The following is a 26,784-nucleotide window of genomic DNA, read 5'->3' as shown; positions in this document are numbered from 1 at the left end:
TATTTTTAGAGAGGTGCTAATAATGAGTGAAGCAAGATATAGCCAAATGTCAGCATATGAACTTCAACAAGAAATAGCAGGTTTGCATGAGAAAGCGCGCAAAGCGGAACAGCTTGGCATCGTAAATGAATTTGCTGTCCTTGAACGGAAAGCGATGATGGCAAAAGCATATCTGCTTGATCCAAAAGATTTCAAGCCTGGTGAAATGTACAGCATTGAAGGAGATCCAGGAACATATTTCAAGATTGATTACCTAAATGGAGTCTTTGCCTGGGGCTATCGGTTAAGCGGCACGAAGCAGGATGAGGCCCTGCCAATCTCAATGTTAACACCTTTAAAATAAAAGCAAGGTCAGACTCGAACCGTTAGGGTACAAGGTCTGACCTATACCAACCTATTAAATATTATCTGAGGTTCTTTCGTTTGAGGCTCTCATGCGTTCCTGAGGATGGTCATTAATCGTTCCATCTGCACGCTTTGACGAAAATTCAGCTTTTGCACGAGGCCCACCTTCGAACCTATTTTTGTTTTGATTTTGGAAATTACTCGCTTTATTTCTCATGTTTTTTCTCCTCCAAACAATAGGGAATCGTCGCGCTTCTTAGGCACGTACGATTAGTATGAGGCAAACATCTGGGAAGTATGATTAAATGATAGGTGAAAAAATTGGTAAAGGAGAGTACATAAATGGAAGAATATAAAGAACAATTAACTGAACGACTGTTACAAAAAAATGATCAAATCACTTATGAGCAAGCATTAACCTGGGTAGAATTACTATGGGAAGATTTTGAAGCTACCTATGCAAAAGCAGGACATGAATACGCAGGGGCGGAAATGACTTTGAAGGTTGTCACACAATGGATTGACAATTATGGCGAACGGCTACATGACTTTATAGCGAAAAATCCGAAATATCGTCATTTGCTTCAAGGGAAAAATGGGATTTGATGTACATGAAATAGGTGATCTAAGAAAGGGTCTGACCTCGCAATCAACACACAGTTTAAAGATTATTTATCCTTCATTAATCTGTGTGTAGTAGTCGCGGGGTCTGACCCTTTGCATGTTGAATGATCTTTTTTAAAGTGGAATTAGCTTCAATTTCTTGCGCAATTTGTCTTCGCTAAATATCCAGCCTGTATAGGAATTTTTAATTTGAAGATCATGGTCTAGATGAACAACGGCAACAAAAGGATAAAATCCGTTGCTACGGTATCTGAGGTCGATGAACCGAACCTCGAAAAATTCGTCGAATTCAGCAATTTCAAATCGATATACTGGTGAAAAAGACAAGAAAGCGGCTAAATTTTTATCGTGTTTCGCTGTATGGAGAATCTCACTATCGGGAAGTGGAATCCGGTCAAATGTATCGAGAATCGTTACTTTTCCATTTTCTGCACGAGCGACATAATAATGTTTCTCAGCGATAACCGCCACTTTCCAGCGATGGTAGCGCATCGTTGGTGATAAAATAATCTTTGATGCAGATGGAATTGCCTTTTTGACAGCAGCTTTTATGAATCGCTGTTCTCGGAAGCGAGCGATATAGTAGATAATCAGAATGAAGTAAATCGTAATAAACGTATAGCCAGGCGGAAATCCGAAGCCCCAAAGAATGAGTCCGGCAATATGGATCCCGAATATAAATGGATCAAATGTATTGATAATGCCAAATGCTACCCACTTTGAAGAAATCGGTCGAATGGCTTGTGTGCCATAGGCATTAAAAATGTCAACAAACACATGGAGAAATACGGCAAAAAAAGTCCAAAGCCATAGATGTAGAAGATTAGAAGAAGAAAATATACTGTAAAGAACGCCAGTAATCAAAATGGGCCAAAGCAAAACAGCTGGAATGGAATGGGTAATTCCCCGATGATTTCGAATATAGACAGCATTGTTCCGCAATTTAAGTATGGTATCGATGTCTGGAGCCTGGGAACCAATAATTGTACCAAACATAACTGCTTGGGCAGTGAGTGTATGGTCTGCCACGATAGGATCTAAAGTGGCCAGCCCTGAAAGAGCGATTCCCATGACAAAGTGAGTACCTGTATCCAAAAAGCCAACCCCTTTGTATTTGATAGTAATAGAGGATGTTCAAAAAGTCCGGTAAAAAAGCTTGCGAATTGCATCAAAGCTCATGAATGGCCACCTGTTAAAACCGCGGACGTCATGACGAGCAACACAGCAGTCAGCACAACCTGTGCAAGTCTGGTCCTTACGTATTACTGCATATGTGCAGGTATAGACGGTCGCTCCTCGAACTTCTTGGCTCTTTTTATCCCTTTTTTGAACACGCACTAATAACTTACATGTCATGAACCGTTTTTTTATGGTATCTGGATTTAAATTATAAATGTTAATATACCGTTATTTTACCCCAATTTAACAGGCTGTAATACCCCACCTCAAGGCTTAGTGGAATCAAAGAAGCCTAAGTGAGGGATAAAAAACCACTGATGGAAGTTTTACTTTATTCCTACTATACATCATTTAATCACATGATATACTTTGAAACGTTAAGAAATAAAAATGTACGTTCACCCTTATTTATATTCCCTTCTTTAAATGAGGTTAACATCTTGGAGGAAGAAATGTGAAAGAAGAAGTAAATGCATTAAAAACAATAGATCGTAAACAATTTCAACATGACTTAATTTCTTGGTTTGCAAGTGAGCATCGGGATTTGCCATGGCGAGAGAATAAAGATCCATACCGGGTTTGGGTTTCAGAAATCATGTTACAGCAAACTCGAGTCGATACAGTTATTCCTTATTTTAATAGGTTTATGGAGTGGTTTCCTACTCTTGATGAATTCGCAGAAGCAGATGAAGAGCGCGTTTTGAAGGCATGGGAAGGTTTAGGCTACTATTCTCGTGTTAGAAATCTGCATAGTGCTGTAAAAGAAGTGAAGGCTACGTATGGCGGTGTTGTTCCAGATACACCTGAAGAAATTGCACAATTAAAAGGAGTAGGACCTTATACAGCAGGTGCGATTTTAAGCATTGCATATGGAAAACCGGAACCCGCTGTAGATGGAAACGTGATGCGCGTACTTTCACGGATCTTGCTGATTCGAGAAGATATTGCTAAGCCGAAAACGAGGAAGACTTTTGAAGCAGCAGTCAGGGTTTTGATTGACCACGATAATACTTCGTTTTTCAATCAAGCCCTTATGGAACTCGGTGCTTTAATCTGTACACCTGGGAAACCAGCATGCTTATTATGTCCGGTGCGGGAGCATTGCGAAGCATTTAAGGAAGGTGTTCAATCAGAGCTGCCAATCAAAATCCAAAAGAAAAAAACCCGTACGGTACCACTTGTGGCGGCGGTACTTATTAATCATAAAGGTGAATTTTTAATTCATAAACGACCAAGTGAAGGTTTATTAGCTAATCTCTGGGAGTTCCCTAACTTTGAAATTCATACTGGCCTTTTGGCAAAGCGAGATTTTTTCAATCAGGAATTGAAGGAGTTACTAGGTGTAACATCAGAATTGGATAAGCTTTTGGTAAAGATCAAGCATGTCTTCTCACATCTGGTTTGGAATGTTGATACATTTTCTGGTGTTATTCCAGCAGAAATCGACCAAAATATCATGGAAAAGCATCAATTCAAATGGGTAAGTGAGATGGATCTTGAACAGTATGCATTCCCTGTCCCACACCAGAAAATGATGGCGGCTTTTAAAGAAAAAAAATGAGTGAAATAGAGGAAGATTTCCCCATAAGGAAGAGTCAGACCGCGCAATCACTCATTATATTTTAAATTAAGTGAATGGTATCGCTAGAAACTGTGAGTTAGTGCGGGGTCAGACTCTTTGGAAAAGTTGCTAGTTTGTGTGGTTGTTCAGGCAAAGTAATAAATTACACAGAACCTAAATAGGCTAGACTTAGCATCATTTGGGTTCCGTGTATTTACTTATGTGTATTCGAATAATCTGTTTCCAGATTATTTAAGCCACCACGATTTACGATTTCTTCAACAATTTCTCGATGAATCACTTGTCCTTCTTGGTTTAAATAAGGTACCATTTGTTGAAGAGAGTGATGAAAAAAAGCAAGCTCACCTTTATCCCATTCTGACTTTTGTAGCATCGACAATTCTGTCATATCACGACCAACATACATATTGTTCACTCCCTTTTGCATAATCATTCTATTTTTCATTTAAAAAGCAAATTTTATTCTTAGTTCTGAAAGGATGGATCAACCTATGACACAAAAAGTAGCACTTGTAACAGGAAGTAGTAAAGGACTTGGACGAAGCACCGCATTGACGCTTGCAGAGGCTGGTTATGATGTAGTGATTAATTATGCACGTAGTAAATCAAAAGCATTGGAAGTAGCGGCTGAGATTGAAGCGATGGGCAGAAAAACATTAGTCGTGAAAGCAAATGTTGGAGACGTAGAAAAAATTAAAGCAATGTTCCAAGAAATCGAAGAAGTGTTTGGCCGATTAGATGTGTTTATCAATAACGCGGCATCAGGCGTTCAGAGACCTGTGATGGAACTTGAGGAGTCTCACTGGAATTGGACAATGGATATTAACAGTAAAGCTTTCCTTTTCTGTGCACAACAAGCAGCGAAGCTCATGGAGAGAAACGGTGGCGGAAAGATGGTCAGTATCAGTTCACTTGGTTCGATTCGATACCTGAAAAACTATACTGCTGTTGGAGTTTCCAAAGCTGCATTGGAAGCACTAACCCGCTACCTTGCTGTTGAACTGGCACCGAAGAACATTTGCGTTAATGCGGTTTCAGGCGGTGTTATTGATACAGATGCACTCAAGCATTTTCCGAACCGCGAAGAATTATTGGCGGAAGCGGCCGCAGAAACTCCAGCTGGCCGAATTGTTTCAATGGAAGATATGGTCAAAACCATCATGTTCTTGATATCTGAAGATGCAAGCATGATCCGAGGTCAGACAATTATTGTAGATGGCGGTATATCTCTTTTAGTATAAACGGAAAAATTGGATAAATTTAGTTATTAAAATTTGGATATCTAACTGCTTTCTTGGTTAACTTATTATTCGTGGAGGTGATTACGAATGGCAAAGAAATCAAAAGCAGGCACAGATATTCAACAAGTGCAAAAGCAAAATAATGCTCAAGGACAATACGGCACTGAATTTGCGAGTGAAACGAATGTCCAAGAAGTAAAGCAACAAAATCAACAAGCACAAGCGGGTAAAAGCTATGGTCAAGCAAGCGCTCAAGCGCAAGGGCAATATGGTACTGAATTTGCAAGTGAAACGAATGTACAAGAAGTTCAGAAGCAAAACCAACAAGCTGAAGCCAAAAAAAACAGAAACGGCCAATCTTAAGGCTAATCATATCCACTAGTGAAAAGGCATCCTTATATGAGGATGTCTTTTCCTTTTGATGAAGGTTGTCTTAATAATAGGTTCGATGTATATCGACAAAACTTCTCTGATCCCTACATAATCTTTTAAAGGAAATTTACTATGAAGCAAGAATACATATAGATAAAGTGAAACTAACAATCAGTGGGTGGTGCCCACTGATTGTTAGTCCCGTTCTAGTATCGCTAATACCTCCGCGTAGCGTAGGTATTAGCGATACTACAAACCTGATTGGTTCAACTATACCTTTGAAAACCACAAAGGTAAGTTTCACCGTATCTTACCAATCGGGCTTTTACGGGTAGTTATCTCCACCTACGCTTCTTCGATTTCTCTAAGCTTTGGGGTGTGGGGTTACTGCCTGTTAATGCGGGATAAATATTCTTTCGGTGAGGTGGGGTCCTGAATGCGAGAATTTGATAGACTGATTAATGAGCAATTAAAAACGATGGATAAATTATTATTTCTACAAACAGAACTGGAACGTTGCCAAGCGATTGAGAAAGAATTGTATGACTTAGAGCGAAAATCGCAGGTGGGTACTCTACATGACGAAATTAAGCAGATGAAACAAGAACTAAATGATATTCAAAATCAGTTTGAGAAACAAACCGAAGAAGTGATCCAATATTATCAAAAAGAACTAGCAACTGCGAAATAATGATGTAGAGATTAATTATTGGTCAAGATGAGTATAAGCGTATAAAGTCAGTAGAAACATGGAAAATCACTGTTTTTTACTGCTTTCTCCGTTTTTTTACACATTTTTACTAAATGATTAATCTCTTTTGTTTTAAAATCAGCGATAAATCGCTATAATAAAGAGATATAGGAACTTGACAGGCGTATATACAAATGGACTTACATGAATGTAAAACAGAAGTTGGTAAAAGAAAGTAGGGGAAATTAATATGGAGATTCCCACCGAAGGAGGAAGGATCCAAATTCAGAGTTACAAGCATAACGGTCACATCCACCGAATCTGGGAAGAAACCACCGTTTTGAAGGGAACACAGAATCTTGTCATCGCTGCTAATGATCGCACAATGGTAACGGAGTCTGATGGAAGAACGTGGATAACGAGAGAGCCGGCTATCTGCTACTTCCACTCAAAGTATTGGTTCAATGTGATAGGAATGCTGAGAGAAGACGGTGTTTATTATTATTGCAATATCAGTTCTCCGTTTATTTATGATTCACAAGCGCTTAAGTACATTGATTATGACTTGGATATTAAGGTGTTTCCGGATATGACCTTTAATCTGCTTGATGAGGATGAATATGAAAGGCATCGGAAAGAAATGAATTACCCGGAAGAGATCGATCAAATATTGAGAACGAACGTTGATTATTTGATTTATATGATTCGGCAACGAAAAGGACCTTTCTCTGCAGAATTTATCGATTCGTGGTATGAAAGATTTTTGACTTATCGTTGAATCAAAGGATGTCCCATAGCGAAAGGGGTCAGACCCCACATCTCCTATATATTGTTTAAGATGTGAACATGACACAATAAACGGTGTATAGAATGTGAGGTCAGACCCTTTGGGGACATCCTTTTACTTTCGAATCAACAACGTTGTAAGTGAAAAACAGTAGATTGGTGAAATTGCGTGATTTTATTTTAGTATCACCTTTAGAAAAAATGGAGGATTTCTGTGGACAGCATAAAAAGATATTTGCAATTTGTAAAACCTTATAAATGGCAGATTACAGGTACGATATTAATTGGCTTGCTGAAATTTGCCATTCCGTTATTAATCCCGCTTTTATCCAAATATGTTGTGGATGATATTATTGCAAGTTCTAAGTCTGTGGATGAAAAAACAAATCAGCTGTTTTGGGTCATTGGGATTATGCTGTTTGTTTTTGTTGTGCTACGTCCGCCGATTGAATATTATCGGCAATATTTTGCCCAATGGGCCGGTACAAAGATTCTCTACGACATTCGCAATAGCTTATTTACCCATATTCAAAAGCTCAGTTTTAAGTACTATAGCAACACAAGATCTGGGGAAGTGATTTCCCGGGTGATTAATGATGTAGAACAAACGAAGAATTTTGTCATAACGGGCTTAATGAACTTATGGCTAGATATTGCAACGATATTCTTTTCTGTGGCGATTATGTATACGATGGATGCTAAGTTAACCATTGTCAGCTTAATTATGTTGCCATTCTATGTATTCTCAATCAAGTATTTCTTTGGCAGATTACGTGGATATACGAGAATTCGTTCTCAAGCTCTTGCCGACCTACAGAGTCATTTACACGAAAGAGTTCAAGGAATGCCGGTTATAAAGAGTTTTGCTATCGAGGATTATGAACAAGAGCGGTTTAGTAAACAAAATAAGAATTTCCTTGATAAAGCTCTTCAGCATACGGGCTGGAATGCGAAATCATTTGCTGTTGTGAACACGATTACCGATATTGCGCCGCTTTTGGTAATCGGCTACGCAGGTTATGAGGTGATTAACGGGAATTTGACCTTGGGAACGATGGTGGCTTTCATTGGTTTTATTGATCGCCTTTACAACCCACTGCGTCGTCTCGTCAACTCCTCAACGACTATGACCCAAACATTGGCTTCAATGGATCGAGTGTTTGAATTGGTAGATGAAAAATATGACATTGATGATAAACAAGAGGCCGTTGAATTAAAGCAAGTTGCAGGTGGAATTACTTTTGACAATGTCTCATTTGCCTATGCAGAAAATGAGCAAGATGTGTTGAAAAATATTTACCTTGATGTCAATGCAGGAGAAACAATAGCATTAGTTGGAATGAGTGGTGGTGGGAAGTCCTCACTAATTAGTTTGATTCCGCGCTTTTATGATGTTAGTAAAGGGAGCATTTTGATTGATGGAAAAGACATTCGTGACTTCAAAGTTCGTAGTCTAAGAGACAAAATTGGGATGGTGCTACAAGATAATATTTTATTTAGTGAATCTGTGAAAGCGAATATCCTCATGGGTAAACCAGATGCCACAGACGAAGAAGTGATAGAGGCAGCTAAAGCTGCGAATGCACATGAATTTATTATGAATCTTACGGAGGGCTATGATACAAAGGTTGGTGAACGTGGAGTCAAGCTTTCGGGTGGCCAGAAACAGCGGGTGGCTATTGCTCGAGTTTTTCTGAAAAATCCGCCGTTACTTATTTTGGATGAAGCAACATCTGCGTTAGATTTAGAAAGTGAGCATCTTATTCAAGAAGCCCTCGAAAAATTGGCCAAAGAAAGAACTACGTTTATTGTAGCCCACCGACTATCGACTATCACTCATGCGAATCGAATTGTCTTAATTGATCAAGGAGAGATTGCTGAAATCGGTACACATGATGAATTAATGAAATTGCAAGGTCGCTATTACCAATTATTCCAAGTTCAACAACTCAACTTAACAGAACAAACTGCTGATTGACACGGAGAATATCGTGATTTTGATGTCAAATAGTAGTTAAAAAAGAAAATGAATAACGAGCAAGAGGTCGACATATGTCAGCCTCTTGCTCGTTATTCGTGAATCTAAGTTCTCTCAATCGTTTAGATTAACTGATACCTGGTTTTCATCTTTATGATACGATTGGAAACTGTTAATTAACTTTTCAAGATGTTCGAGCTGTTCGTCATACTCATTAATGTATGCAATGAGTGGAACTAATCTAGTGGAAAGCTCAGCTAGTTCATGATCCATTTCATTATGCTGTTTGAAAAATAAATCCAGCAGTTCTTCCCTAGTTAAACAATTTTCCATCCAGTCTTCTGCGTAACTCCCTACTCGAATTTTCCTAATATGCTTCAGTAGCATTTCTTCATGCTTGTAAATGAGGCAATCGATATGTTGAATGATCTTCAACTCAAAATCATCAGGCATCATATTAATTTCATTTTCAAATTTATGAATCCGCCTTAAAGTTTCATAGGCTTTTTTTGTTGTAATGATATGCTGCCGATATACGACAAGCTTTCTGGATGTAGAGATGTTTTCCTTCTTGTACTTGCGTTCTTCCTTAAACATGGAAAAAAGCTGCTCCATGTTTATTAAGTCATCTTTGATACGGCTGATATCTTTTTTTAGTAGCGTATGCTCAGAGGCATGGCGTGTACTAATTCGAATCCACTTTAAGATATCTTCGGTGGTGCTACTAATTTGTGAGTAAACCTTCGCTTCATACTTTGGCGGAATGAATACCAAGTTCACAAGGAATGAAGAGAGAATTCCTAATAAAATGGACAGAAACCGGAAAGATGCGAATTCCAGAAAATTACCTTGCTGGTTCTCCATAATCGCGATCACGGTAACAACGGTCAGAACAATCGTATTTTCCATTTTTAACTTTAAATTTATCGTTATGACAACCACTACGGCCAATCCGACGAGAAAAAAATTATTTCCAAAAAGCAATACGAATAAAACCGCGACGACTGCCCCAATAATATTTCCTTGTATTTGCTCCATAACTGTCTTAAATGATCGATAAATCGTCGGCTGAATAGCAAAAATAGCAGAAATTCCAGCAAAAACTGGAGCTGGCAGGCTAAGAAGTTGAGCTAAATATAATGCCAAAACAATTGCGATTCCCGTCTTAATAATGCGGGCACCAAACTTCATGAGTTAAATTCCTTTCTTCTTCTTCAATATTTTACTATACATGTATGCGATAATTATTTAATTATAAAAGTAAGGATTCATCTATGTACGTACTACTTTACACGTAAAAGATTACAAGTAAACAATAATGTAATATACATGGTTATTAGCATACTTTCAAGTGATAATTACAAATGAACGGGTAAATGTGGAAAGATAGATAGAAAGAAGGATAGTAAAGCTTAAATTAAGCCAATTACATCATTTCAAAAGTGAGGAGTTGGAATTCGGGTTTTCTGCTTTTCTTATACTTAGTGATTGGAATTCAACTCTCGGCTGATATATGAAAAAACGGCTGATCTATGCAAGGTGGGCAAGGATTTTGACAGATTCACTTGGATGAACCACTTCATATGCAATAAAGGCGGCTTAAGATAGTAGGAAATGGACGGAAACAGATTATTTGCATCGAAATTGAAATATATGCCATGAATCTAAAATTTATGCTTCAATTGAAAAAATGGGTAGATTGCATTTGTTCTTTAGATGACACTTGGCATAGCTGGTTCGGTGCAGTTAATGGTAAGTGAGTATTGATGAATTTGAGGAATTGGTCGACGATTCATTTTGTTTTTTCTTAATAAGAAAAATCTAGAAGTCATTGACTTCTAGATTTGAACGAAAGAGTATAGTTATACCATTATTTTTGTTCTTTAAGCATTTTAAATGCATGATCAACTGCAATTAATGTATTGTGGATATCTTCCTCTGTATGTGCGATTGTTAAGAACCAGGCTTCGTATTTTGAAGGAGCAAGGTTAATGCCTTGGTGAAGCATAAGTTTGAAGAACTTCGCGAATACTTCTCCATTTGTATTTTCAGCTTGCTCGTAGTTTTCAACTTTTTCGTTTGTGAAGAAAATCGTTAAAGCACCTTTTAAACGGTTAATCGTAATTTCTGTATCGTGTTTTTGGGCAGCTTTTAGGATACCATCTTCTAGAATTGCACCTAGTCGATCGAGTTCATCATAAATGCCTTCTTGTTTAAGGACTTCTAGGCAGGCAATACCTGATAACATGGAAGCTGGGTTACCAGCCATTGTTCCAGCTTGATAGGCTGGTCCGAGTGGTGCAACGGTTTCCATGATTTCTTTTTTACCACCATATGCTCCGATTGGTAAACCACCACCGATAATTTTTCCAAGCGCGGTTAAGTCTGGCTGCACTCCGAGCATGTCTTGGGCGCCGCCGTAACAAAAACGGAATGCTGTGATGACTTCATCAAATATAACAAGTCCGCCAGCTTCGTGTGTTAATTCAAGGACCTCTTCTAAGAATCCTGGATTCGGTTCCACGATGCCAAAGTTGCCGACAATTGGTTCGACAAGGACAGCTGCGACTTCACTTCCCCATGTTTTTAGTGCTTCTTTAAAAGGCTCGATATCATTGAATGGTACAGTGATTACTTCTTTCGCGATTGCTTTCGTTACACCAGCAGAATCCGGTGTTCCAAGTGTTGCTGGGCCGGAACCAGCAGCAACGAGAACAAGATCAGAGTGACCATGGTAGCAACCGGCAAATTTAATGATTTTATCGCGGCCTGTATACGCACGTGCTACGCGAATTGTAGTCATGACTGCCTCAGTACCTGAATTGACAAAACGAACTTTATCCATAAATGGCATCGCTTCTTTAAGCAATTTCGCGAACTTCACTTCATGAGGAGTAGGTGTTCCGTAGAGGACTCCTGTCTCAGCCGCTTTCTTAATCGCTTCTGTAATATGAGGGTGTGCGTGACCTGTAATGATTGGGCCATATGCAGCTAGATAATCAATATACTTATTGCCGTCTACATCCCAGAAATAAGCACCCTCACCGCGCTCCATCACAACCGGAGAACCACCGCCAACCGCTTTGTATGAACGAGAAGGACTATTCACACCTCCAACAATATGCTCTAACGCTTCCTTATGTAAACGCTCCGAATTCGTAAAATTCATTCAAAATCAACCTCCTAAAATAACGTCATTCCCTATCATACCATTAATCCGGGAAATGGGGTCTGCCCCCTGCCTTTACATTCCAACCCCCTTGCTACAAGTGTATTTACGAGGGGGAAGAAAGTTCGGGAAATAGGGTCTGCCCCCTAAAGATGCGTCTGAATGAAGGTGAGAAGTGCGATAATGGTTTGGGGATTTTGGATGTTAAATTCCTGATGGCGTAGTTCTCCTTTGGGATTGTAGGGTATAATTTTTCCAGTACCTTTTTCTTCATTAATAAATAATTTGAAGCTAAAAGGTGTTTCGGTAATGGAACCAGAATCATCTCTCTCAATAATTTGTCCTAGCAGTTCTCCATAATCTGATTCAAAAAGAAAATCGTATCCGCTATTTTGAGCTAGTTTTTCAACTTGTGATAAGATTAATTGTTGTACAGAACCGATTTTATTCATTCTACTCAACTCGCTTTCACGGGTTTTAAACCCTTTTAGGCATTTTTATTGTTTTACAACTTAGCTTTGGATAGACTAATTCATTGGGTAACTAAGGCAATTGGAGGAATAGTACATGAACAATGCAATTGAAGTAACTCAACTGCGGAAGGAATTCAAATCGTATTCCAGCCGTACAGGATTAAGAGGTGCATTTCGTGATTTGTTGACACGGAACTATAAAATTGTCCCAGCAGTAAACGATATTAATTTTACTGTAAAACAAGGCGAGATGGTAGCTTATATTGGCGAAAATGGAGCAGGAAAATCGACAACGATTAAAATGTTGACTGGAATTCTAGAGCCCACCTCAGGAAAACTACGCGTGAATGGGATGAATCCACATCGTGAACGAGAAAAGTTTACACGGACGATCGGCGTTGTATTTGGACAACGCTCTCAATTATGGTGGGATATTGCCGTTCAGGAGTCATTCAGATTACTGAAAAAAGTGTATAAAGTATCGGACCAGCAATATGACGAGCATATGGGTCATGTCATCAAAACGCTCGACATCGGTCCTTTACTAGATAAACCTGTTCGGAAGCTCTCGCTTGGTCAACGCATGCGCTGTGAATTAGCTGCAGCATTGATACATAATCCACCGCTATTGTTTTTGGACGAACCGACGATCGGACTTGATGTACTCGTTAAATTGAAAATCCGTGAATTTCTTAAAGAAATTAATGAGAAGTACAATACGACCATTTTATTAACAACCCACGACCTTGGGGATATTGAAGCCCTATGTAACCGAGTGGTTATGCTTGATGAAGGGAAAATTGTGTATGATGGTGAGCTGGATTCTTTGAAAAATAACTGGGCTGAACAAAAAGAAATCCACTTTCAGTTTATGAATCATGTAAACCTATCTGAGCTGAAGTCTCTACCACTCACGTTTTCTGCCGAATGGGAATATGACGAGAAAAACCAAACCTATATTGCTTATTTAAAAGAAGAAGATGAAAATATCTCTCAACTGATTTCAGTTGTAGTTTCTCAGTTTAAAATTAAAGACGTGAAAATTCATGAAACATCGATCGAGGAGATTGTCCGTAATATTTATGAAAAAGGCATGAATTGATTGTATGGAATTTCTCGTTCAAATGCTCAATAGAAAGGAGCTCGAATCTTGGATAAGTATGTAGAGATGATACGAATGCGCTTTTTGATGATGCTGGCGTATCGTACAGATTATTATACGGGGATATTAATATATAGTATTAATATTGGTGCTTACTATTTTTTATGGAATGCGATTTACGGAGAAAAATCCTCTATTGAAGGATTAACGAGCATCCAAATGACAACATATGTAGCAATTGCATGGATGGCGCGTGCATTTTATTTTAACAACATTGATCGTGAAATCGCAGCTGAAATAAAAGAAGGGAAAGTAGCGATTGAACTGATTCGACCTTATAACTACTTAGGGATGAAAACGATGCAAGGGTTGGGAGAAGGAATTTTCCGATTCTTTTTCTTTTCAATACCAGGAATGATTTTGGTTGCGCTCATTTTTCCGATTCAACTCCCTTATAACCCGGTAAGTTGGGGATATTTCGGTATATCATTGTTGTTAAGTTTTGTTATTAACACACAGATTAATCTACTTACAGGAATTACAGCGTTCTTCTTTTATAATAACGCAGGATTAATTCGGGCCAAAAGGGTAATCATTGACCTTTTTTCGGGCTTGATTTTACCGATTAGCTTTTATCCATTTTGGGCTCAAGATATTATGAAGTATTTGCCGTTTCAAGGAATTAGTTATGTCCCGAGTATGATTTTCACCAATGGTTTTAGTGGTAGTGAAATCGTTTATGCATTACTTCAACAATCAGTTTGGGTACTTATTTTGTTGATACCTATTCGACTACTTTGGACAGCCGCGAAAAAACAGCTAATCATACAGGGAGGTTGAAGTGATGTTTTACGTAACGATGTTTTTTCAATATATGAGCCAATATATGAAAACTCGGTTGGAATACAGAGCCGATCTAATTGTAGAAATGATTTCTGATTTTCTGAATCAGGCGGTGAACTTAGTTTTTATTCTTGTTGTATTTGGACATACGCAATTTTTAAGCGGTTGGAGCCGTGACGAAATTATCTTTATTTATGGTTTTTTTCTTATTCCGTTTGCTTTATTCAGTTCTTTCTTTAACATATGGGACTTTAATGAACGGTATATTGTGAAAGGGGAGATGGACCGGATATTAACAAGGCCGATACATAGTTTGTTTCAAGTTATTCTTGAGAGGATGGAGCTTGAATCGCTTTTTGGTGTTGTGACAGGACTTGTAATAGTCATCTATGCTGGTTCTTCTTTAGACCTAGCCATTAATTGGTATGATCCGTTCTTATTTATCTTATTTGCGATTGGCGGGGCACTAGCATATGCGGCGATTTTCATTGCCATTGCGAGTATTGGTTTTTGGTCGGATGCCAAAACCTCCATTATGCCGATGATGTACAATATCGGTAACTATGGTCGCTATCCGGTTGATATATACAATAAAGTCATTCGCTTTCTGTTAACATGGGTTCTACCATTTGCCTTTGTCGGCGTATACCCAGCCGCCTACTTCCTTGGTAAAAAAGAATGGTACGCCTTTTCTTTCGCAACACCGCTAATCGGAATTATCTTCTTTACACTATCCATCTTCATCTGGAACAGAGGAATTCGTAAATACCGAGGTGCCGGGAATTAACCTGGGAAATGGGGTCTGACCCCTACATAAGACCACAAAACCCTTGGTATAACAGGGGTTTTTGTGTATTTAGGAAATTGGGAAATAGGGTCTGACCCCACATACCCATCAAGCTAACAGTAGAAGCTTCTAACCGACTGCACAATTGTGTAAGTGATGGCTAGCGTTTCCTGACTGAGCCATAACCAAAGGGCAATGAGTTCGTTGGCTTGATACTTACTAGATCGCTGTACAAAGCCAACTTGTTTGGCGATATCTTGTAGGACTATTGGAGATAGAAAGCGTTGTAATTCTTCAGAAAGCGAGAGGTTCATAAAAAAACGTCATCCTTTTCGAGTATTTTTCTGAAAGAATAACGTTTTTTTCATTTGGGGGGAATTCGTTTTGTTAGCTTGATGGCTATGTGACGGCACCCCTATAGCGAGAACAATGACATTTATTTCATTGCTCTCGCTATTTTTTTAATTTAATAAGCTAAAAACTTCACAAATGAAATTAATTGCATTAAAAGATGGTTGAAATAAATATTTTTTTATAATGTCGCCAGTATATGATTGAATATATAGTCAATTTAGAATAATATGTAGTCATAACTGACTAGGGGGATAATGAATGCTTTCATCACAGCAAAATCATCTACTTTTAGAAAAAATTATTAAACATTCATTTGACGAAATCTTTGTAACAGATGCATACGGCAACATTATATTTTTAAGTGAAAAATTTAAGGATTTGTTTGGAATCGATACCGAGAAAATTATTAATCAAAATGTATTTACATTAGAGAAGAATGGTATACTGTCTCCTTCGGTTACTGGAAAAGTGTTGCAAACAAGAAAAATTGAAACAATCATTCAAGAAACTGCAATGGGGAGAAAACTAGTTGTGTCTGGCTATCCAATTTTTGATGAAAATCAAAAGCTTTGGGGGGCCCTTAGCTTTTCAAGGGATATTACAGAACTTGATTATCTCAAAAAAACAAATGATCAAGTGGCTAAAACGATGCTTTTATATGAAAAAGAAATTGAAAAGATGAAAAATAAACAAATGTACGCTTCCCCTATTAATAAAGGAAAAATGGGACAAGTATTTAGTATTGTTGAAAAAGTCTCCAGCTTAGATGTCACAGTATTATTGGAAGGGGAATCGGGAGTTGGAAAAAACTACATTGCTCAGAAAATTCATCAAAAATCCAATCGGAAGAATGAGCCTTTTATCGAAGTAAACTGTGGAGCCATTCCTGAATCATTAATTGAATCAGAGCTGTTCGGATATGAGGAAGGAGCGTTCACTGGCGCAAGAAAAGGTGGAAAGAAAGGATATTTTGAAGCTGCAGGAAAAGGAACCATTTTTCTTGACGAAATTTCTGAGCTGCCGCTCAAACTCCAAGTTAATCTATTGTCCGTTCTCCAAAATCGAACGATTCAGCGAGTGGGTGGCCATTCAATCATTCATTTAAATTGTAGAATAATATGCGCCACAAACCAAGACTTACAAAAATTAATTGCTGAAAAAAGATTTCGAGAAGATCTATATTACAGAATTAATGTCATAAAGATTGCAATTCCCCCTTTACGTGAAAGAAGGGAAGAAATAAATCTATTAGTCTCTGACCTGTTAGATGAGTTTAACGATAAACACAATATGAATAAAGAATTCTCCGCAAATATGATTTCTTGGCTAAACAGACAGGAGTGGCTGGGGAACATAAGGGAACTTAGAAATTTCATAGAGCGCATATTAATTACTTCAAATGAAAACTTTATTGACGTTGACCAAGTTGGTATCTCTCCTTCAAAAGAAGGGGATCTGACATTAGATCAATATATCGAGATAATTGAAGGAGATTATATTGTTCGGATGTATGAAAAATATCCAAGCAGTATTAAGCTGGCAAAGAAGTTAGGGATTAGTCAATCCACAGCCAATCGAAAAATCAATCAATATGTTAAGAAAACCTAGTCAAAGTTGACTAGGTTTTTTGGTGAAATCCTTATCTCTGCTGTTGGCATGGAACTTGCATTAAATAAAGATAACAAGAAAGACAGTGCTTACAAAGTCCTTTTTTCTTGAAATGAAAACTTTTATATTATGAGGGGGATTTATAATGACTAATCAAAATGAAAAACAAGTTCTTAACCTTCCGTTTACGGGAATTTGCTCATTTGGCAAGTATCCAATCTGTACAAGCCTTGATGAACTAGATGCAGATGTGGCTGTTATTGGAGTGCCCTATGATATGGGTACGCAGTGGAAATCAGGTACAAGGATGGGACCACGTGGAATACGAGAAGGTTCCACTTTATATAGTTTCGGTTTAGATGGAGCCTATGATATTGAAAAAGATATTATGTATTTAGGGCCTGACTGCAAAGTAGTCGATTGTGGAGATGTAGATATGGTACATGGTGATTTGGAGCAGAGCTTCGACAATGTTGAAGAATCGATTAGAAAAATCATTTCCAAAGGAGTGATGCCTGTCGTAATGGGCGGAGATCATTCCATTACCATTCCAGTCGGAAGAGCGTTAGATTCCATTGGTCCGTTCCACGTTATCCAAATAGATGCCCACTTGGATTGGGCGGATCACCGCTCGGGGCAAAGATTCGGGCATGGAAGCTCACTTCGTCGTTTAGCAGAAATGGATCATGTCGATAAAATGTTCCAATTTGGCATTCGTGGTATTAGTAGTAGTAAAAAGGAAGATGTAGATGCCGCTAAAGATTATGGCAGCGAAATCTTGTCACCAAGACAAATGAGAAAAATGGGAATCGATTCGGTATTAGATCTAATCCCTGAAGGGGAAAATTATTATGTAACAATCGATATCGATGGACTAGACCCTTCTTTGGCACCAGGAACAGGCACGCCTTCTCCTGGTGGTTTGTACTATGATGAAGTGAATGAGCTGTTGGAAGGAATATCGAAAAGAGGAAATGTAATTGGCTTCGATTTAGTAGAAGTATCTCCTCCGTACGACCCTACCGGTATTACGAGTCAGGTAGGGGCAAGGCTTATTCTTGACTTTATTAGTTTTATATTAAAGGAAAAAGAAAATAAATTGCAACTAGCTTCAACTATACAAGTAAATAGATAAAAGTAAGTTTGATGAAATAGAGAAAGATATAAATTCCTTTCTCTATTTCATCAAGTCCATTAATAAGTATGTTACATTATTGGGTAGTCCCCATTAAAAATCTCTATTATGAACAAGTGAGACATATTAAGTAGATATTTAATTCATAATCTTTTTTTAGTTAACAAATATGAAAGCGCTTTACTTCGGGGTATCAGATAAAAATGAGATAAAGATTTTAGACTAGACTATAGGGGGGAACATAATGGAAACAAGCGCCCACGGTTCAAATAAAATGATTATCGGCATTGTATTTGCTGTACTTACATTTTGGCTGTTTGCTCAGTCAATGGTAAATATTATTCCAGCAATTCAAGCAGATTTAGGTATATCTTTAGGAACTCTAAATATTGCCATCAGTTTAACTTCCTTATTTTCAGGTATGTTTATTGTTGCAGCTGGTGGAATTTCAGATAAAGCTGGCCGTAAGAGACTGACTTATTTAGGACTGATTTTAAGCATTATTGGATCCCTATGCCTTGTTTTAGCACAAAATGCTACACTTTTAATCACTGGGCGTATCATCCAGGGGATTTCTGCAGCATGTATTATGCCGTCAACTATTGCTTTAGTTAAAGCGAATTTCGAGGGAGAAAATAGACAGCGTGCTCTTAGTTATTGGTCATTTGGCTCATGGGGAGGAGCCGGTTGTTGTGCTTTAATAGGTGGTGCGATTGCTACGTATATGGGCTGGAGATGGATTTTTGTCTTGTCCATTGTTATTTCTTTAGTTGCGATGTACTTATTGAAAGATACACCAGAAAGTAAAGCTGAACAATCAAACACATCTAAATTTAATTTTACTGGTCTCTTCATCTTTATTATCATTATGCTGGCATTAAATTTAGTAGTTACACGTGGACACGAGTTTGGCTGGATGAGTCCGCTTACTGTTGCTTTAATGAGTGTAATTATCATTGGAAGTGCTATATTCTTTATGGTTGAAATAAAAAAATCAAATAAATTTATTGAATTTTCCTTATTTAAAACTAAAGCATATACGGGAGCAGTAACCTCTAATTTTTTACAAAATGCAATTGCTGGAACAGTTGTGGTTGCGAATACGTATGTGCAAGTAGCGAGAGGGTTTACAGCCTTTCAAACAGGTTTATTAACAATAGGTAACTTAGTCGCTGTGCTCGTGATGATTCGTGTAGGTGAGAAAATGTTGCAAAAAGTAGGTGCAAGAAAACCAATGATTGCAGCTTCAATAATAACTCCTCTTGGGATTAGTCTAACAGCGCTAACATTCTTACCGGACTTAGCATATGTAATCACCGTCTTTATTGGTTTCATGCTTTCGGGTATTGGACTTGGATTATACGCAACTCCATCTACTGATACTGCCGTAGTAAATATTCCAGAAGATAAAGTTGGTGTTGCTTCAGGAATTTATAAAATGTCCAGCTCACTTGGTTTTTCATTTGGTATAGCGATTTCAACAGCAGTTTATGGTGCAATCGTAGCAACTGGAAACACAGAATTGGCAGCATCTGCAGGGATCATGGTAAACCTAGCTTTTGCTATCCCATCATTAATCTTTATAATGTTAACAATTTCGGACAACGAGGGGAAAAAGGTACCCGAGCTTTCATCGACGACACTGAAAAAGTCCATATAATGAGAAAAAGAAGCTAATCACCTACTATATATAGATGATTAACTTCTTTTTGTTTTCTATATGTTGATAAAATACACATTATTTTCTCAAGGCAGCGATGGGCAACTGTATTTCACCGAATCGGCTTCGATCATGACTGCAGAATGAATCTGCTCGCATAAATACTTCCTTTTTAAAAAAAAGTTTCATTTAGGTCTTGTAGCTCTTATTTTCCCACTTTCACCTAGCTCACGAGAAAACTCTTGATCCACACGATCCGGTTCTATTTTTAAGTTTTTTGGAGTTTGAGGTAATGAATTTTTACTGCTAGATGATTTTTGATTGTTTGATCTTCCCATAATATTGCCTCCTAATGAAATTTTAATCTTTATTAGTATGGCTATGAATCACATTTTTATATCATTAGATTTGTTCATAGAGAAGGACGGATCGGCTGCTTTGAGTTTACTGAGTGATCGACTTCTATGAGTTCGCTTCTTTGCTTTTGCTTCCATGCAGCGATGATTAGCTTTCCTTCCCCGAATCAGCTGCGGTCATGGCTGCAGAATGAATCTTCCCGCATGAATGCTTCCTTGAGCATAACTCCCTGAATCAGCCTCCAAGATCTGCTCCCTCGAATAGAAGGCTGGGCTTCGGATAATACCGGGCTGGAACGAAATGGAGGCGTGCGTTGGAGAAAGACGGGCAGGATGCTTTAGCTGAGTTGCTTTGAGTTAAATCCCCTGGGACTACTTGACTAATGTCCACCTATGTTCAAAGAAGAGAAGACTCCATTTTGATCTACATCTTTCAAAATGGGGTCTTTTTTTCCGTAGAACGAGGGTTTTTAATCAAACTTTATGTAAGCTACATTTGCAACTCCCTATGAAGATCGTTTCGTCACTTTATATCATAAGGGTGGGTGGTAAATTTGAAAATCAAGTGGCTCAAATCTAGATTTACAAAAACAGCATAACACAGAAAAATGACCTATTTCAGGAATATTTAGCGTGTTTTTCTTTATTAGTATGGACGATTGTCTTATAAAAATAGCTCTTATCTAACTATTCTTCAGTGTTAGCTTGATGGGGATGGGGTCTGACCTCAATTTCGTTCATTTTCGCATATATGAGCTGGACAAGGAGTAGGTATAGTATGAGGGAGTTTTATCCTAGTTTAGCCGAAGGAAGTTTCACCTTATCGTGAAAAGAGGAATGGGGATGACTTTTTATGCATTGTTCATTGCTAGTATTTTTTGTATGGTCATGAGTATCCGTACATTATTCTTGACTACTGGAGATAAGAAACGATTTTCGTTGGAAACACTTGGGTGGGCGGTTAATCTATATGCGACAATCTTAATTGGTTTTGCTTTAATATATCTCTTGTTTGAACTGCAAAATCATTCCGTGATCCTTGATAATGGCAAGAGAGTGGAAGGGGATTTCTTCCAACAATTACATACCTCGTTTTATTTCAGTGCAATGACGATGTTTTCTGTCGGTTACGGGGATATCAGTCCAATTGGAGTGGGAAGAATGGTAGCGACGATTCAAGCGTTCATCGGCTATGCACTGCCGGTAGCCTTTGTAATTCGAACGGTGAGCGAGTTGGACCAGTATGAGCGAAATAAGAAATGAAAGTTGTCTTTGCTGAAAAAATTAGGTACCCTAATTTATAGAACCTATAGAATAGAAACTGGAGGGTATCAAATTGACATTACAAGTAGGAGAAAAAGCACCAGATTTCACACTTCATGCAAGCGAAGGCGGGGAAGTTTCATTATCTGACTATCTAGGAAAAAATATCGTACTATTTTTCTACCCGAAGGATATGACACCAGGATGTACAACGGAAGCATGTGATTTTAGGGATCAGCACGCTCAGTTTGATGAGCTTAATGCGGTTATCTTTGGAATCAGTCCAGATCCAATAGCAAGCCATAAGAAATTTATCGACAAACACGGTCTGCCGTTTACATTATTAGCGGATGAACATCATGAAGTTTCTGAAACATATGAAGTATGGAAGTTGAAGAAAAACTTCGGCAAAGAATATATGGGAATAGAGCGCTCGACTTTTTTAATCGACGAAAAAGGAACACTAGTCAAAGAATGGCGTAAAGTTAAGGTAGAAGGCCATGTTGCAGAAGCACTCGAATACTTGCGAAACAAAGCAGAATAAGCGAGGGATATGATGAGAGACGAACGACTGAATAAACTGGCGAATGTCCTGCTAACCCATTCGATAAAACTAAAAGCGGGAGAGCGTGTATTAATAAGAGGGCACTACAATGCAAAACCGTTAATGAAAGAATTAATTGATGAAACGTATAAATTAGGAGCCTATCCATACATCGATATTATGGATGACGAATTGAACCGTCATTTAGCGATGGGCTACGAAAAAGAACAACTTAAAACACTTGCTTCTTGGATGATGAAAAAATATGAAGATACAGATGCAGTCATCATTGCTTATGGGGAAGAAAATGATGCTGAGCTTTCAGAAGTGCCAGCAGAGAAGCATCGAATTCGCGGTGAAGCGATGAAGAAGCCGACATTCTTTTATGTCAATAATCGTCGTTGGGTGCTACTTAACTACCCAACAATGGGTTTAGCACAAAAAGCTGGCATGAGCTTAAGCCGCTTTGAGGATTTTTTATTGGATGTAAGTACAGCTGATTATGAAAAAATGGACAGTGCCATGCAGCCGCTGAAGCAATTAATGGAACGTACTGATCGAGTTCGTCTCGTATCACCAGGAACGGATTTATCCTTTTCAATAAAAGGTATTCCAGCCATTGTTTGTGCAGGTGAAAATAATATTCCGGATGGGGAAGTATTTACGGCTCCAATCAAGGATAGTGTCAATGGAACGATTACTTTTAATACTCCATGTCCATATCAAGGCATGACTTTTCGAAACGTCTCATTAACCTTTAAAGAAGGTAAGCTGATTGAAGCGAATTCTGATCAAACGGAAAAAATGAATGAAATTTTTGATACAGATGCAGGTGCCCGTTATATTGGTGAATTTGCTATTGGCGTAAACCCATTTATTACAGAACCAATGGGTGACATTCTTTTTGATGAAAAAATTTGCGGTAGTCTACACTTCACGCCAGGTGAGGCTTATGAAGAAGCGGACAACGGAAATCGTTCAAGTATTCATTGGGATATGGTGTTAATTCAACGACCTGAATATGGTGGAGGAGAAATCTATTTTGATGATGTTTGTATCCGCAAGGACGGTCTATTTACATTGCCAGAGCTAGTAGGATTGAACCCTGATCAACTAAAATAGCCTGCCTATTTTTCTTGGGAAAGGCTATTGTCCAACTCAACTTTTCTATCATTGAATATATTAAAGTATGGGAATACCTCCTCAGAATAACTTACGCGGGCCAATTGCTCGCGGTTTTTTATGAAAAAAATAATCGACTATGCGTAAATAATATAAAGAGAAAACAATTGCCTATTGGAGGAATTCATATGCTTGTATTATCAACGATTGTACCATCCAAAAAGATTCAAACTGATATCGCAGCAAACTTCCCAAATATTGAATTTCACTATCAAGAGGAACTTGCGGTAGGTGAATTATCCCAAGCTGAAGTTATAATTACATACGGTGAAGATTTAGAAAATCAGCATATTCGAAAAGCTTCCAAGCTTAAATGGATTATGGTCATGTCTGCAGGTCTTGAAAAAATGCCCTTTGACGCAATTATTGAACGAGGTATTCTCGTAACAAATGCCCGGGGTATACATAAAACCCCAATGGCTGAATATACATTCGCTATGGTTCTACTTCACGAAAAACAAGGGCGGTTGCTGCTTGAAAATGAAAGGAATGAAAAATGGGACCGTGACATTAAAGTAGGGGAACTAAATGGGAAGACGATGCTAATCCTTGGTACAGGTGCAATCGGTGGCGAAATTGCCCGCATGGCTAAAGCATTTAACATGAAGACGGTAGGCGTGAATCGAAGTGGTAGCCCGACTGAATATATCGACAGAATCATTCAGAAGAATGCTCTCATTCCTGCGCTTCCACAAGCGGATTATCTTATATCCATTTTACCGTCCACTTATGAAACAAAGGGGCTCCTTCAAGAAGAACACTTTAAGGTGATGAAGAATTCGGCTGTGTTTGTAAATATCGGACGAGGAGACGTAGTAGACGAGAATATCTTGCTTTCGGCACTTGCTAACCAAGAGATTGCCCACGCGATTCTCGACGTATTCGATCCTGAGCCATTAGCAAAGGGTCATCCATTCTGGAAAATGGATAATGTGACCGTAACTTCTCATTTATCAAGCAGATCCTATGAATATCTACCACGGGCGTTCCGGATTTTTGAACAAAATCTTTCTAGTTATCTCGATGGCAAATCTAATTTTGTTAATAAGGTTGATCCAGAAAAAGGATATTAATTTGGTTTTAAAGACAAGTGCTCGATATGGTAAAATTAAATGAATTTCCAAGGCATTGTCAAGACTTCATAGGAGAAGCATTGACAAAGTGAGTCAATCAAAGGTACACTAATTATAAATATTATAATGTAAGAATATCTACTTGATAAGAAAAAGAGGTGCATTACGGTGTCCCAAGAGCTATTAAAAGAAGCATTGGATTCATTGAAAGATACCGGAGTACGTATCACCCCTCAACGTCATGCAATACTTGAGTATTTAATAAACTCGATGTCTCACCCAACGGCAGACGATATTTATAAAGCTTTGGAAGGTAAATTTCCAAATATGAGTGTGGCAACAGTTTATAATAATCTGCGAGTATTTCGTGAAGTTGGTCTGGTTAAAGAATTAACTTATGGGGATTCTTCTGCGCGATTCGATTTTGTCACAACAAACCATTACCATGTGATTTGTGAAAAGTGCGGCACAATTGTTGATTTCCACTATCCAGCGTTAGATGAAGTCGAGCACTTTGCTTCACAGGTCACTGGATTCAAAGTGAATACCCACCGTTTAGAGGTTTACGGAGACTGTCCAGATTGCCAAGGGAAAAGCTTGCACTAAAAAAGGTTCCGCCTACCAAGGCTGGAACTTTTTTATGTTTAGAAATCAGTAAGCTATCTGCATAATGACATTACATGTTGGAATTATGGGTAGAACAAGGTGAAGTAGATTACTAGTAGGAAGAAAAGAGACAGTGATGCTGCCTCTCATTGTTCGTGTTGAGTTTGTTTACGATTATATTTTTGATCAAACTCTTTACCTTCGAGACTTTTATCAAGAGTTAAAGATTCATCACAGTGCATGCAAATATCTACTCTGCCTAATATTTTTGTAGGCTTACTGCAGTTTGGGCAAATCACCTGCACCGTTTTTGTCGAGAGCATACCAATCCAGAAATAGACGACCGTGCTAGCTACGATGAATAGAAGACCGAGTAACATAAAAATCGTCATAACAATTGGATGGGATTTGAAAAAGATCCCTCCGTACATCACAATAAAACCGATGAAGATCAGACTGAGAGCAAATGTCCTGATTTTATTTATCTTACTAGAATATTTCGCCATAGTTGTCCCTCCTGAAATTTTACTATATCATATTTTATTGGAAAAGAAGAACAACATGCAGTAAAAATATAGCAAATCAAGAAACGGGAAAGTATCTATAAAAGATTGTTCTAATGCAGGGATTACAGGTGGAATGTCGAACAAGTAAACATACCACAATTTTTTGGGGGAATTAAGAAATGGAAGATATTCTTCGTCCGATTTATCAAGAGCGAGCAAGCTTAAAGTCAACGCTAGGTATATTATTAATAGAAAAAAGAAAAAACACAAGCTCTAATACAGACACTTTCGATTATATTTTATTTGTAATAGTAAATGAAGCGGAAGAACCAGTTTTCTTAAAACATTATACATATAAAGATCAAAAAGCAGCTCTGCACATTGTCCACGAAAATCAATTAAAAGAATGGTTATTGCTTGGCACGAATCGAAAAGTAGTCGATTGGCTTCAAAATGGAAAGGTTTTATATGATCGTAATGAATATCTCTACAATCTTAAAACGGAGCTTCGTGAGTTCCCTTTCTATGGACGTAAAATTAAGATCGGTATCGAATTTGCGAAATTAATAAGAAGGTATATGGATGGAAAAGCATTTTTTGAAGATGGACACTATCTAGACGCTTATAATCACGTGGTCCATTCTTTGCACCATCTCGCTAGATTAGAAGTGATTGAACAAGGATTTTATCCAGAAGTAACGGTCTGGAATCAAGTGAAATATATAGAACCAGAAATTTTTAAACTGTATGAGGAGCTTGTCAACAGTGAGGAAACTATCGAGAAGAGGCTTGAACTTTTGTTTCTCGCTAGTGAATTTCTTATCTATTCCAGAACTAATACAGGTTCACAGCATTTATTAGAAATAATGAAAGAAAGACAAGGTTACTGGAGCATATCAGAATTAATGGAACATCCTGAAATCGCCCATTATGCAGTTGATTTAAGTGTGTTGTTAGAATACTTAATACATAAGACGATAGTTGAAGTCGTTGAAATTGAGACCAAGGGGCATGAAATTTATCATCGTAATTATCAAGTTCGATAATTATTTTAAAAAAGATGTTGACCTTATGTTTGTATGATGTTATATTTATATACGTCGCTGAGGGGCACAAGCTTTCACAGCGGCGGAGAAACATCTCGAAATACTTTTTTGAAAAATATGTTGACAGTACATAAGTTAACGTGTTAAATTGATAAAGTCGCTTACGAGATAAACGATAACAAATTGCTCTTTGAAAACTGAACAAAACAAAGCGCCAACGTTTTAATTGAAGTGAGTACACACTATAAAAACAATGAGCAAGTCAAACACTTTTTGGAG

28 protein-coding genes and 1 pseudogene are annotated in these 26,784 nt (G+C 38.0%); 20 read left to right on the top strand and 9 right to left on the bottom strand.

Going from position 1 to position 26,784, the window contains the following annotated elements; genetic code table 11:
- Positions 1-22 precede the first annotated feature (22 nt).
- Positions 23-343, top strand: a complete 321-nt coding sequence (locus ACIQZI_RS14260; protein ID WP_062183489.1) for a YfhH family protein — start codon at positions 23-25, stop codon at positions 341-343.
- A 54-nt stretch (positions 344-397) separates the two neighbouring features.
- Here the strand turns inward: ACIQZI_RS14260 and ACIQZI_RS14255 are convergent, their stop codons facing one another.
- Positions 398-562, bottom strand: a complete 165-nt coding sequence (locus ACIQZI_RS14255) for a small, acid-soluble spore protein K (protein WP_062183486.1) — start codon at positions 560-562, stop codon at positions 398-400.
- Between the two features lie 125 nt (positions 563-687).
- Here ACIQZI_RS14255 and ACIQZI_RS14250 point away from each other — a divergent pair, with 125 nt between their 5' ends.
- Positions 688-951, top strand: coding sequence for a YfhJ family protein (locus ACIQZI_RS14250; protein WP_403074102.1), 264 nt, complete (start codon positions 688-690; stop codon positions 949-951).
- 132 nt (positions 952-1,083) lie between these two features.
- Here the strand turns inward: ACIQZI_RS14250 and ACIQZI_RS14245 are convergent, their stop codons facing one another.
- On the bottom strand, positions 1,084-2,064 hold the full coding sequence (locus ACIQZI_RS14245; protein WP_403074100.1) for a metal-dependent hydrolase: 981 nt from the start codon (positions 2,062-2,064) through the stop codon (positions 1,084-1,086).
- Between the two features lie 538 nt (positions 2,065-2,602).
- Here ACIQZI_RS14245 and mutY point away from each other — a divergent pair.
- On the top strand, positions 2,603-3,709 hold the full coding sequence (gene mutY / locus ACIQZI_RS14240; RefSeq protein WP_403074097.1) for an A/G-specific adenine glycosylase: 1,107 nt from the start codon (positions 2,603-2,605) through the stop codon (positions 3,707-3,709).
- A 214-nt stretch (positions 3,710-3,923) separates the two neighbouring features.
- On the opposite strand, the gene ACIQZI_RS14235 is transcribed toward mutY, so the two are convergent.
- The gene (locus tag ACIQZI_RS14235; RefSeq protein WP_062183474.1) at positions 3,924-4,136 is read right to left on the bottom strand and encodes a hypothetical protein; all 213 of its coding nucleotides are present in this window, start codon (positions 4,134-4,136) and stop codon (positions 3,924-3,926) included.
- 85 nt (positions 4,137-4,221) lie between these two features.
- Between ACIQZI_RS14235 and fabL the strand changes: the two genes are divergently transcribed.
- The 5 genes from fabL (at position 4,222) to ACIQZI_RS14210 (ending at position 8,798) form a co-directional block, all read left to right on the top strand.
- Positions 4,222-4,971 carry an enoyl-[acyl-carrier-protein] reductase FabL gene (gene fabL, locus ACIQZI_RS14230; protein ID WP_062183471.1) on the top strand — a complete coding sequence of 250 codons (750 nt, stop codon included), beginning with the start codon at positions 4,222-4,224 and terminating at the stop codon, positions 4,969-4,971.
- 87 nt (positions 4,972-5,058) lie between these two features.
- On the top strand, positions 5,059-5,334 hold the full coding sequence (locus ACIQZI_RS14225; protein ID WP_403074095.1) for a gamma-type small acid-soluble spore protein: 276 nt from the start codon (positions 5,059-5,061) through the stop codon (positions 5,332-5,334).
- Positions 5,335-5,779: 445 nt separating this feature from the next.
- Positions 5,780-6,034 carry a YgaB family protein gene (locus ACIQZI_RS14220; protein ID WP_062183465.1) on the top strand — a complete coding sequence of 85 codons (255 nt, stop codon included), beginning with the start codon at positions 5,780-5,782 and terminating at the stop codon, positions 6,032-6,034.
- Between the two features lie 250 nt (positions 6,035-6,284).
- Positions 6,285-6,812: a nucleoside tri-diphosphate phosphatase gene (ntdP, locus tag ACIQZI_RS14215; protein WP_403074092.1), complete on the top strand. Its 528-nt coding sequence runs from the start codon at positions 6,285-6,287 to the stop codon at positions 6,810-6,812.
- Between the two features lie 222 nt (positions 6,813-7,034).
- Complete coding sequence (locus tag ACIQZI_RS14210; RefSeq protein WP_403074090.1) at positions 7,035-8,798, top strand: ABC transporter ATP-binding protein; 1,764 nt, start codon at positions 7,035-7,037, stop codon at positions 8,796-8,798.
- 114 nt (positions 8,799-8,912) lie between these two features.
- On the opposite strand, the gene ACIQZI_RS14205 is transcribed toward ACIQZI_RS14210, so the two are convergent.
- The 3 genes from ACIQZI_RS14205 to ACIQZI_RS14195 form a co-directional block, all read right to left on the bottom strand.
- Positions 8,913-9,989 carry an FUSC family protein gene (locus tag ACIQZI_RS14205; protein ID WP_403074088.1) on the bottom strand — a complete coding sequence of 359 codons (1,077 nt, stop codon included), beginning with the start codon at positions 9,987-9,989 and terminating at the stop codon, positions 8,913-8,915.
- 679 nt (positions 9,990-10,668) lie between these two features.
- Positions 10,669-11,967 (bottom strand): glutamate-1-semialdehyde 2,1-aminomutase, encoded by a 1,299-nt coding sequence (locus tag ACIQZI_RS14200; protein WP_062183453.1) that lies wholly within the window; start codon positions 11,965-11,967, stop codon positions 10,669-10,671.
- Positions 11,968-12,113: 146 nt separating this feature from the next.
- Positions 12,114-12,419 carry a hypothetical protein gene (locus ACIQZI_RS14195; RefSeq protein WP_403074086.1) on the bottom strand — a complete coding sequence of 102 codons (306 nt, stop codon included), beginning with the start codon at positions 12,417-12,419 and terminating at the stop codon, positions 12,114-12,116.
- 115 nt (positions 12,420-12,534) lie between these two features.
- On the opposite strand from ACIQZI_RS14195, the gene ACIQZI_RS14190 reads away from it, so the two are divergent.
- Genes ACIQZI_RS14190 through ACIQZI_RS14180 form a run of 3 tightly spaced genes read left to right on the top strand, consistent with a single transcriptional unit; the run spans position 12,535 to position 15,172 of the window.
- The gene (locus tag ACIQZI_RS14190; protein ID WP_403074084.1) at positions 12,535-13,542 is read left to right on the top strand and encodes an ABC transporter ATP-binding protein; all 1,008 of its coding nucleotides are present in this window, start codon (positions 12,535-12,537) and stop codon (positions 13,540-13,542) included.
- Positions 13,543-13,590: 48 nt separating this feature from the next.
- Positions 13,591-14,382, top strand: a complete 792-nt coding sequence (locus tag ACIQZI_RS14185; RefSeq protein ID WP_062183444.1) for an ABC transporter permease — start codon at positions 13,591-13,593, stop codon at positions 14,380-14,382.
- A gap of 4 nt (positions 14,383-14,386) precedes the next feature.
- Complete coding sequence (locus ACIQZI_RS14180) at positions 14,387-15,172, top strand: ABC transporter permease (protein ID WP_403074081.1); 786 nt, start codon at positions 14,387-14,389, stop codon at positions 15,170-15,172.
- Between the two features lie 94 nt (positions 15,173-15,266).
- Here ACIQZI_RS14180 and ACIQZI_RS14175 read toward each other — a convergent pair.
- Positions 15,267-15,486, bottom strand: a pseudogene (locus ACIQZI_RS14175) (IS4 family transposase); the annotation flags it as partial.
- 298 nt (positions 15,487-15,784) lie between these two features.
- Here ACIQZI_RS14175 and ACIQZI_RS14170 point away from each other — a divergent pair.
- The 3 genes from ACIQZI_RS14170 to ACIQZI_RS14160 all read left to right on the top strand — a co-directional run bounded on the left by ACIQZI_RS14170 (position 15,785) and on the right by ACIQZI_RS14160 (position 19,929).
- Positions 15,785-17,134, top strand: coding sequence for a sigma-54 interaction domain-containing protein (locus tag ACIQZI_RS14170; RefSeq protein ID WP_403074079.1), 1,350 nt, complete (start codon positions 15,785-15,787; stop codon positions 17,132-17,134).
- A gap of 145 nt (positions 17,135-17,279) precedes the next feature.
- The gene (gene speB / locus ACIQZI_RS14165; protein WP_062183436.1) at positions 17,280-18,269 is read left to right on the top strand and encodes an agmatinase; all 990 of its coding nucleotides are present in this window, start codon (positions 17,280-17,282) and stop codon (positions 18,267-18,269) included.
- Between the two features lie 241 nt (positions 18,270-18,510).
- Positions 18,511-19,929: an MFS transporter gene (locus ACIQZI_RS14160; RefSeq protein WP_403075149.1), complete on the top strand. Its 1,419-nt coding sequence runs from the start codon at positions 18,511-18,513 to the stop codon at positions 19,927-19,929.
- A 185-nt stretch (positions 19,930-20,114) separates the two neighbouring features.
- Here the strand turns inward: ACIQZI_RS14160 and ACIQZI_RS14155 are convergent, their stop codons facing one another.
- Entirely contained in the window at positions 20,115-20,267 is a 153-nt protein-coding gene (locus tag ACIQZI_RS14155; RefSeq protein WP_157279614.1) for a YfhD family protein, read from the bottom strand.
- An 861-nt stretch (positions 20,268-21,128) separates the two neighbouring features.
- Between ACIQZI_RS14155 and ACIQZI_RS14150 the strand changes: the two genes are divergently transcribed.
- The 5 genes from ACIQZI_RS14150 to perR all read left to right on the top strand — a co-directional run bounded on the left by ACIQZI_RS14150 (position 21,129) and on the right by perR (position 24,953).
- Positions 21,129-21,548: an ion channel gene (locus ACIQZI_RS14150; protein WP_403074076.1), complete on the top strand. Its 420-nt coding sequence runs from the start codon at positions 21,129-21,131 to the stop codon at positions 21,546-21,548.
- 73 nt (positions 21,549-21,621) lie between these two features.
- Positions 21,622-22,092: a thioredoxin-dependent thiol peroxidase gene (bcp, locus tag ACIQZI_RS14145; protein ID WP_403074074.1), complete on the top strand. Its 471-nt coding sequence runs from the start codon at positions 21,622-21,624 to the stop codon at positions 22,090-22,092.
- 12 nt (positions 22,093-22,104) lie between these two features.
- The gene (locus ACIQZI_RS14140) at positions 22,105-23,214 is read left to right on the top strand and encodes an aminopeptidase (protein ID WP_403075146.1); all 1,110 of its coding nucleotides are present in this window, start codon (positions 22,105-22,107) and stop codon (positions 23,212-23,214) included.
- Between the two features lie 188 nt (positions 23,215-23,402).
- Positions 23,403-24,347, top strand: a complete 945-nt coding sequence (locus ACIQZI_RS14135; RefSeq protein WP_403074072.1) for a D-2-hydroxyacid dehydrogenase — start codon at positions 23,403-23,405, stop codon at positions 24,345-24,347.
- Positions 24,348-24,515: 168 nt separating this feature from the next.
- Positions 24,516-24,953, top strand: coding sequence for a peroxide-responsive transcriptional repressor PerR (gene perR, locus ACIQZI_RS14130; protein WP_403074070.1), 438 nt, complete (start codon positions 24,516-24,518; stop codon positions 24,951-24,953).
- Positions 24,954-25,099: 146 nt separating this feature from the next.
- On the opposite strand, the gene ACIQZI_RS14125 is transcribed toward perR, so the two are convergent.
- Positions 25,100-25,459 (bottom strand): YgzB family protein, encoded by a 360-nt coding sequence (locus ACIQZI_RS14125; protein ID WP_062183417.1) that lies wholly within the window; start codon positions 25,457-25,459, stop codon positions 25,100-25,102.
- A gap of 179 nt (positions 25,460-25,638) precedes the next feature.
- Between ACIQZI_RS14125 and ACIQZI_RS14120 the strand changes: the two genes are divergently transcribed.
- Complete coding sequence (locus tag ACIQZI_RS14120; protein WP_403074068.1) at positions 25,639-26,505, top strand: nucleotidyltransferase-like protein; 867 nt, start codon at positions 25,639-25,641, stop codon at positions 26,503-26,505.
- Positions 26,506-26,784 lie beyond the last annotated feature (279 nt).

Origin of the sequence: Peribacillus sp. NPDC096379, from assembly GCF_044762875.1 — a bacterium.
Lineage (GTDB): Bacteria > Bacillota > Bacilli > Bacillales > DSM-1321 > Peribacillus.
This window is presented reverse-complemented; position numbering and strand designations above follow the sequence as displayed.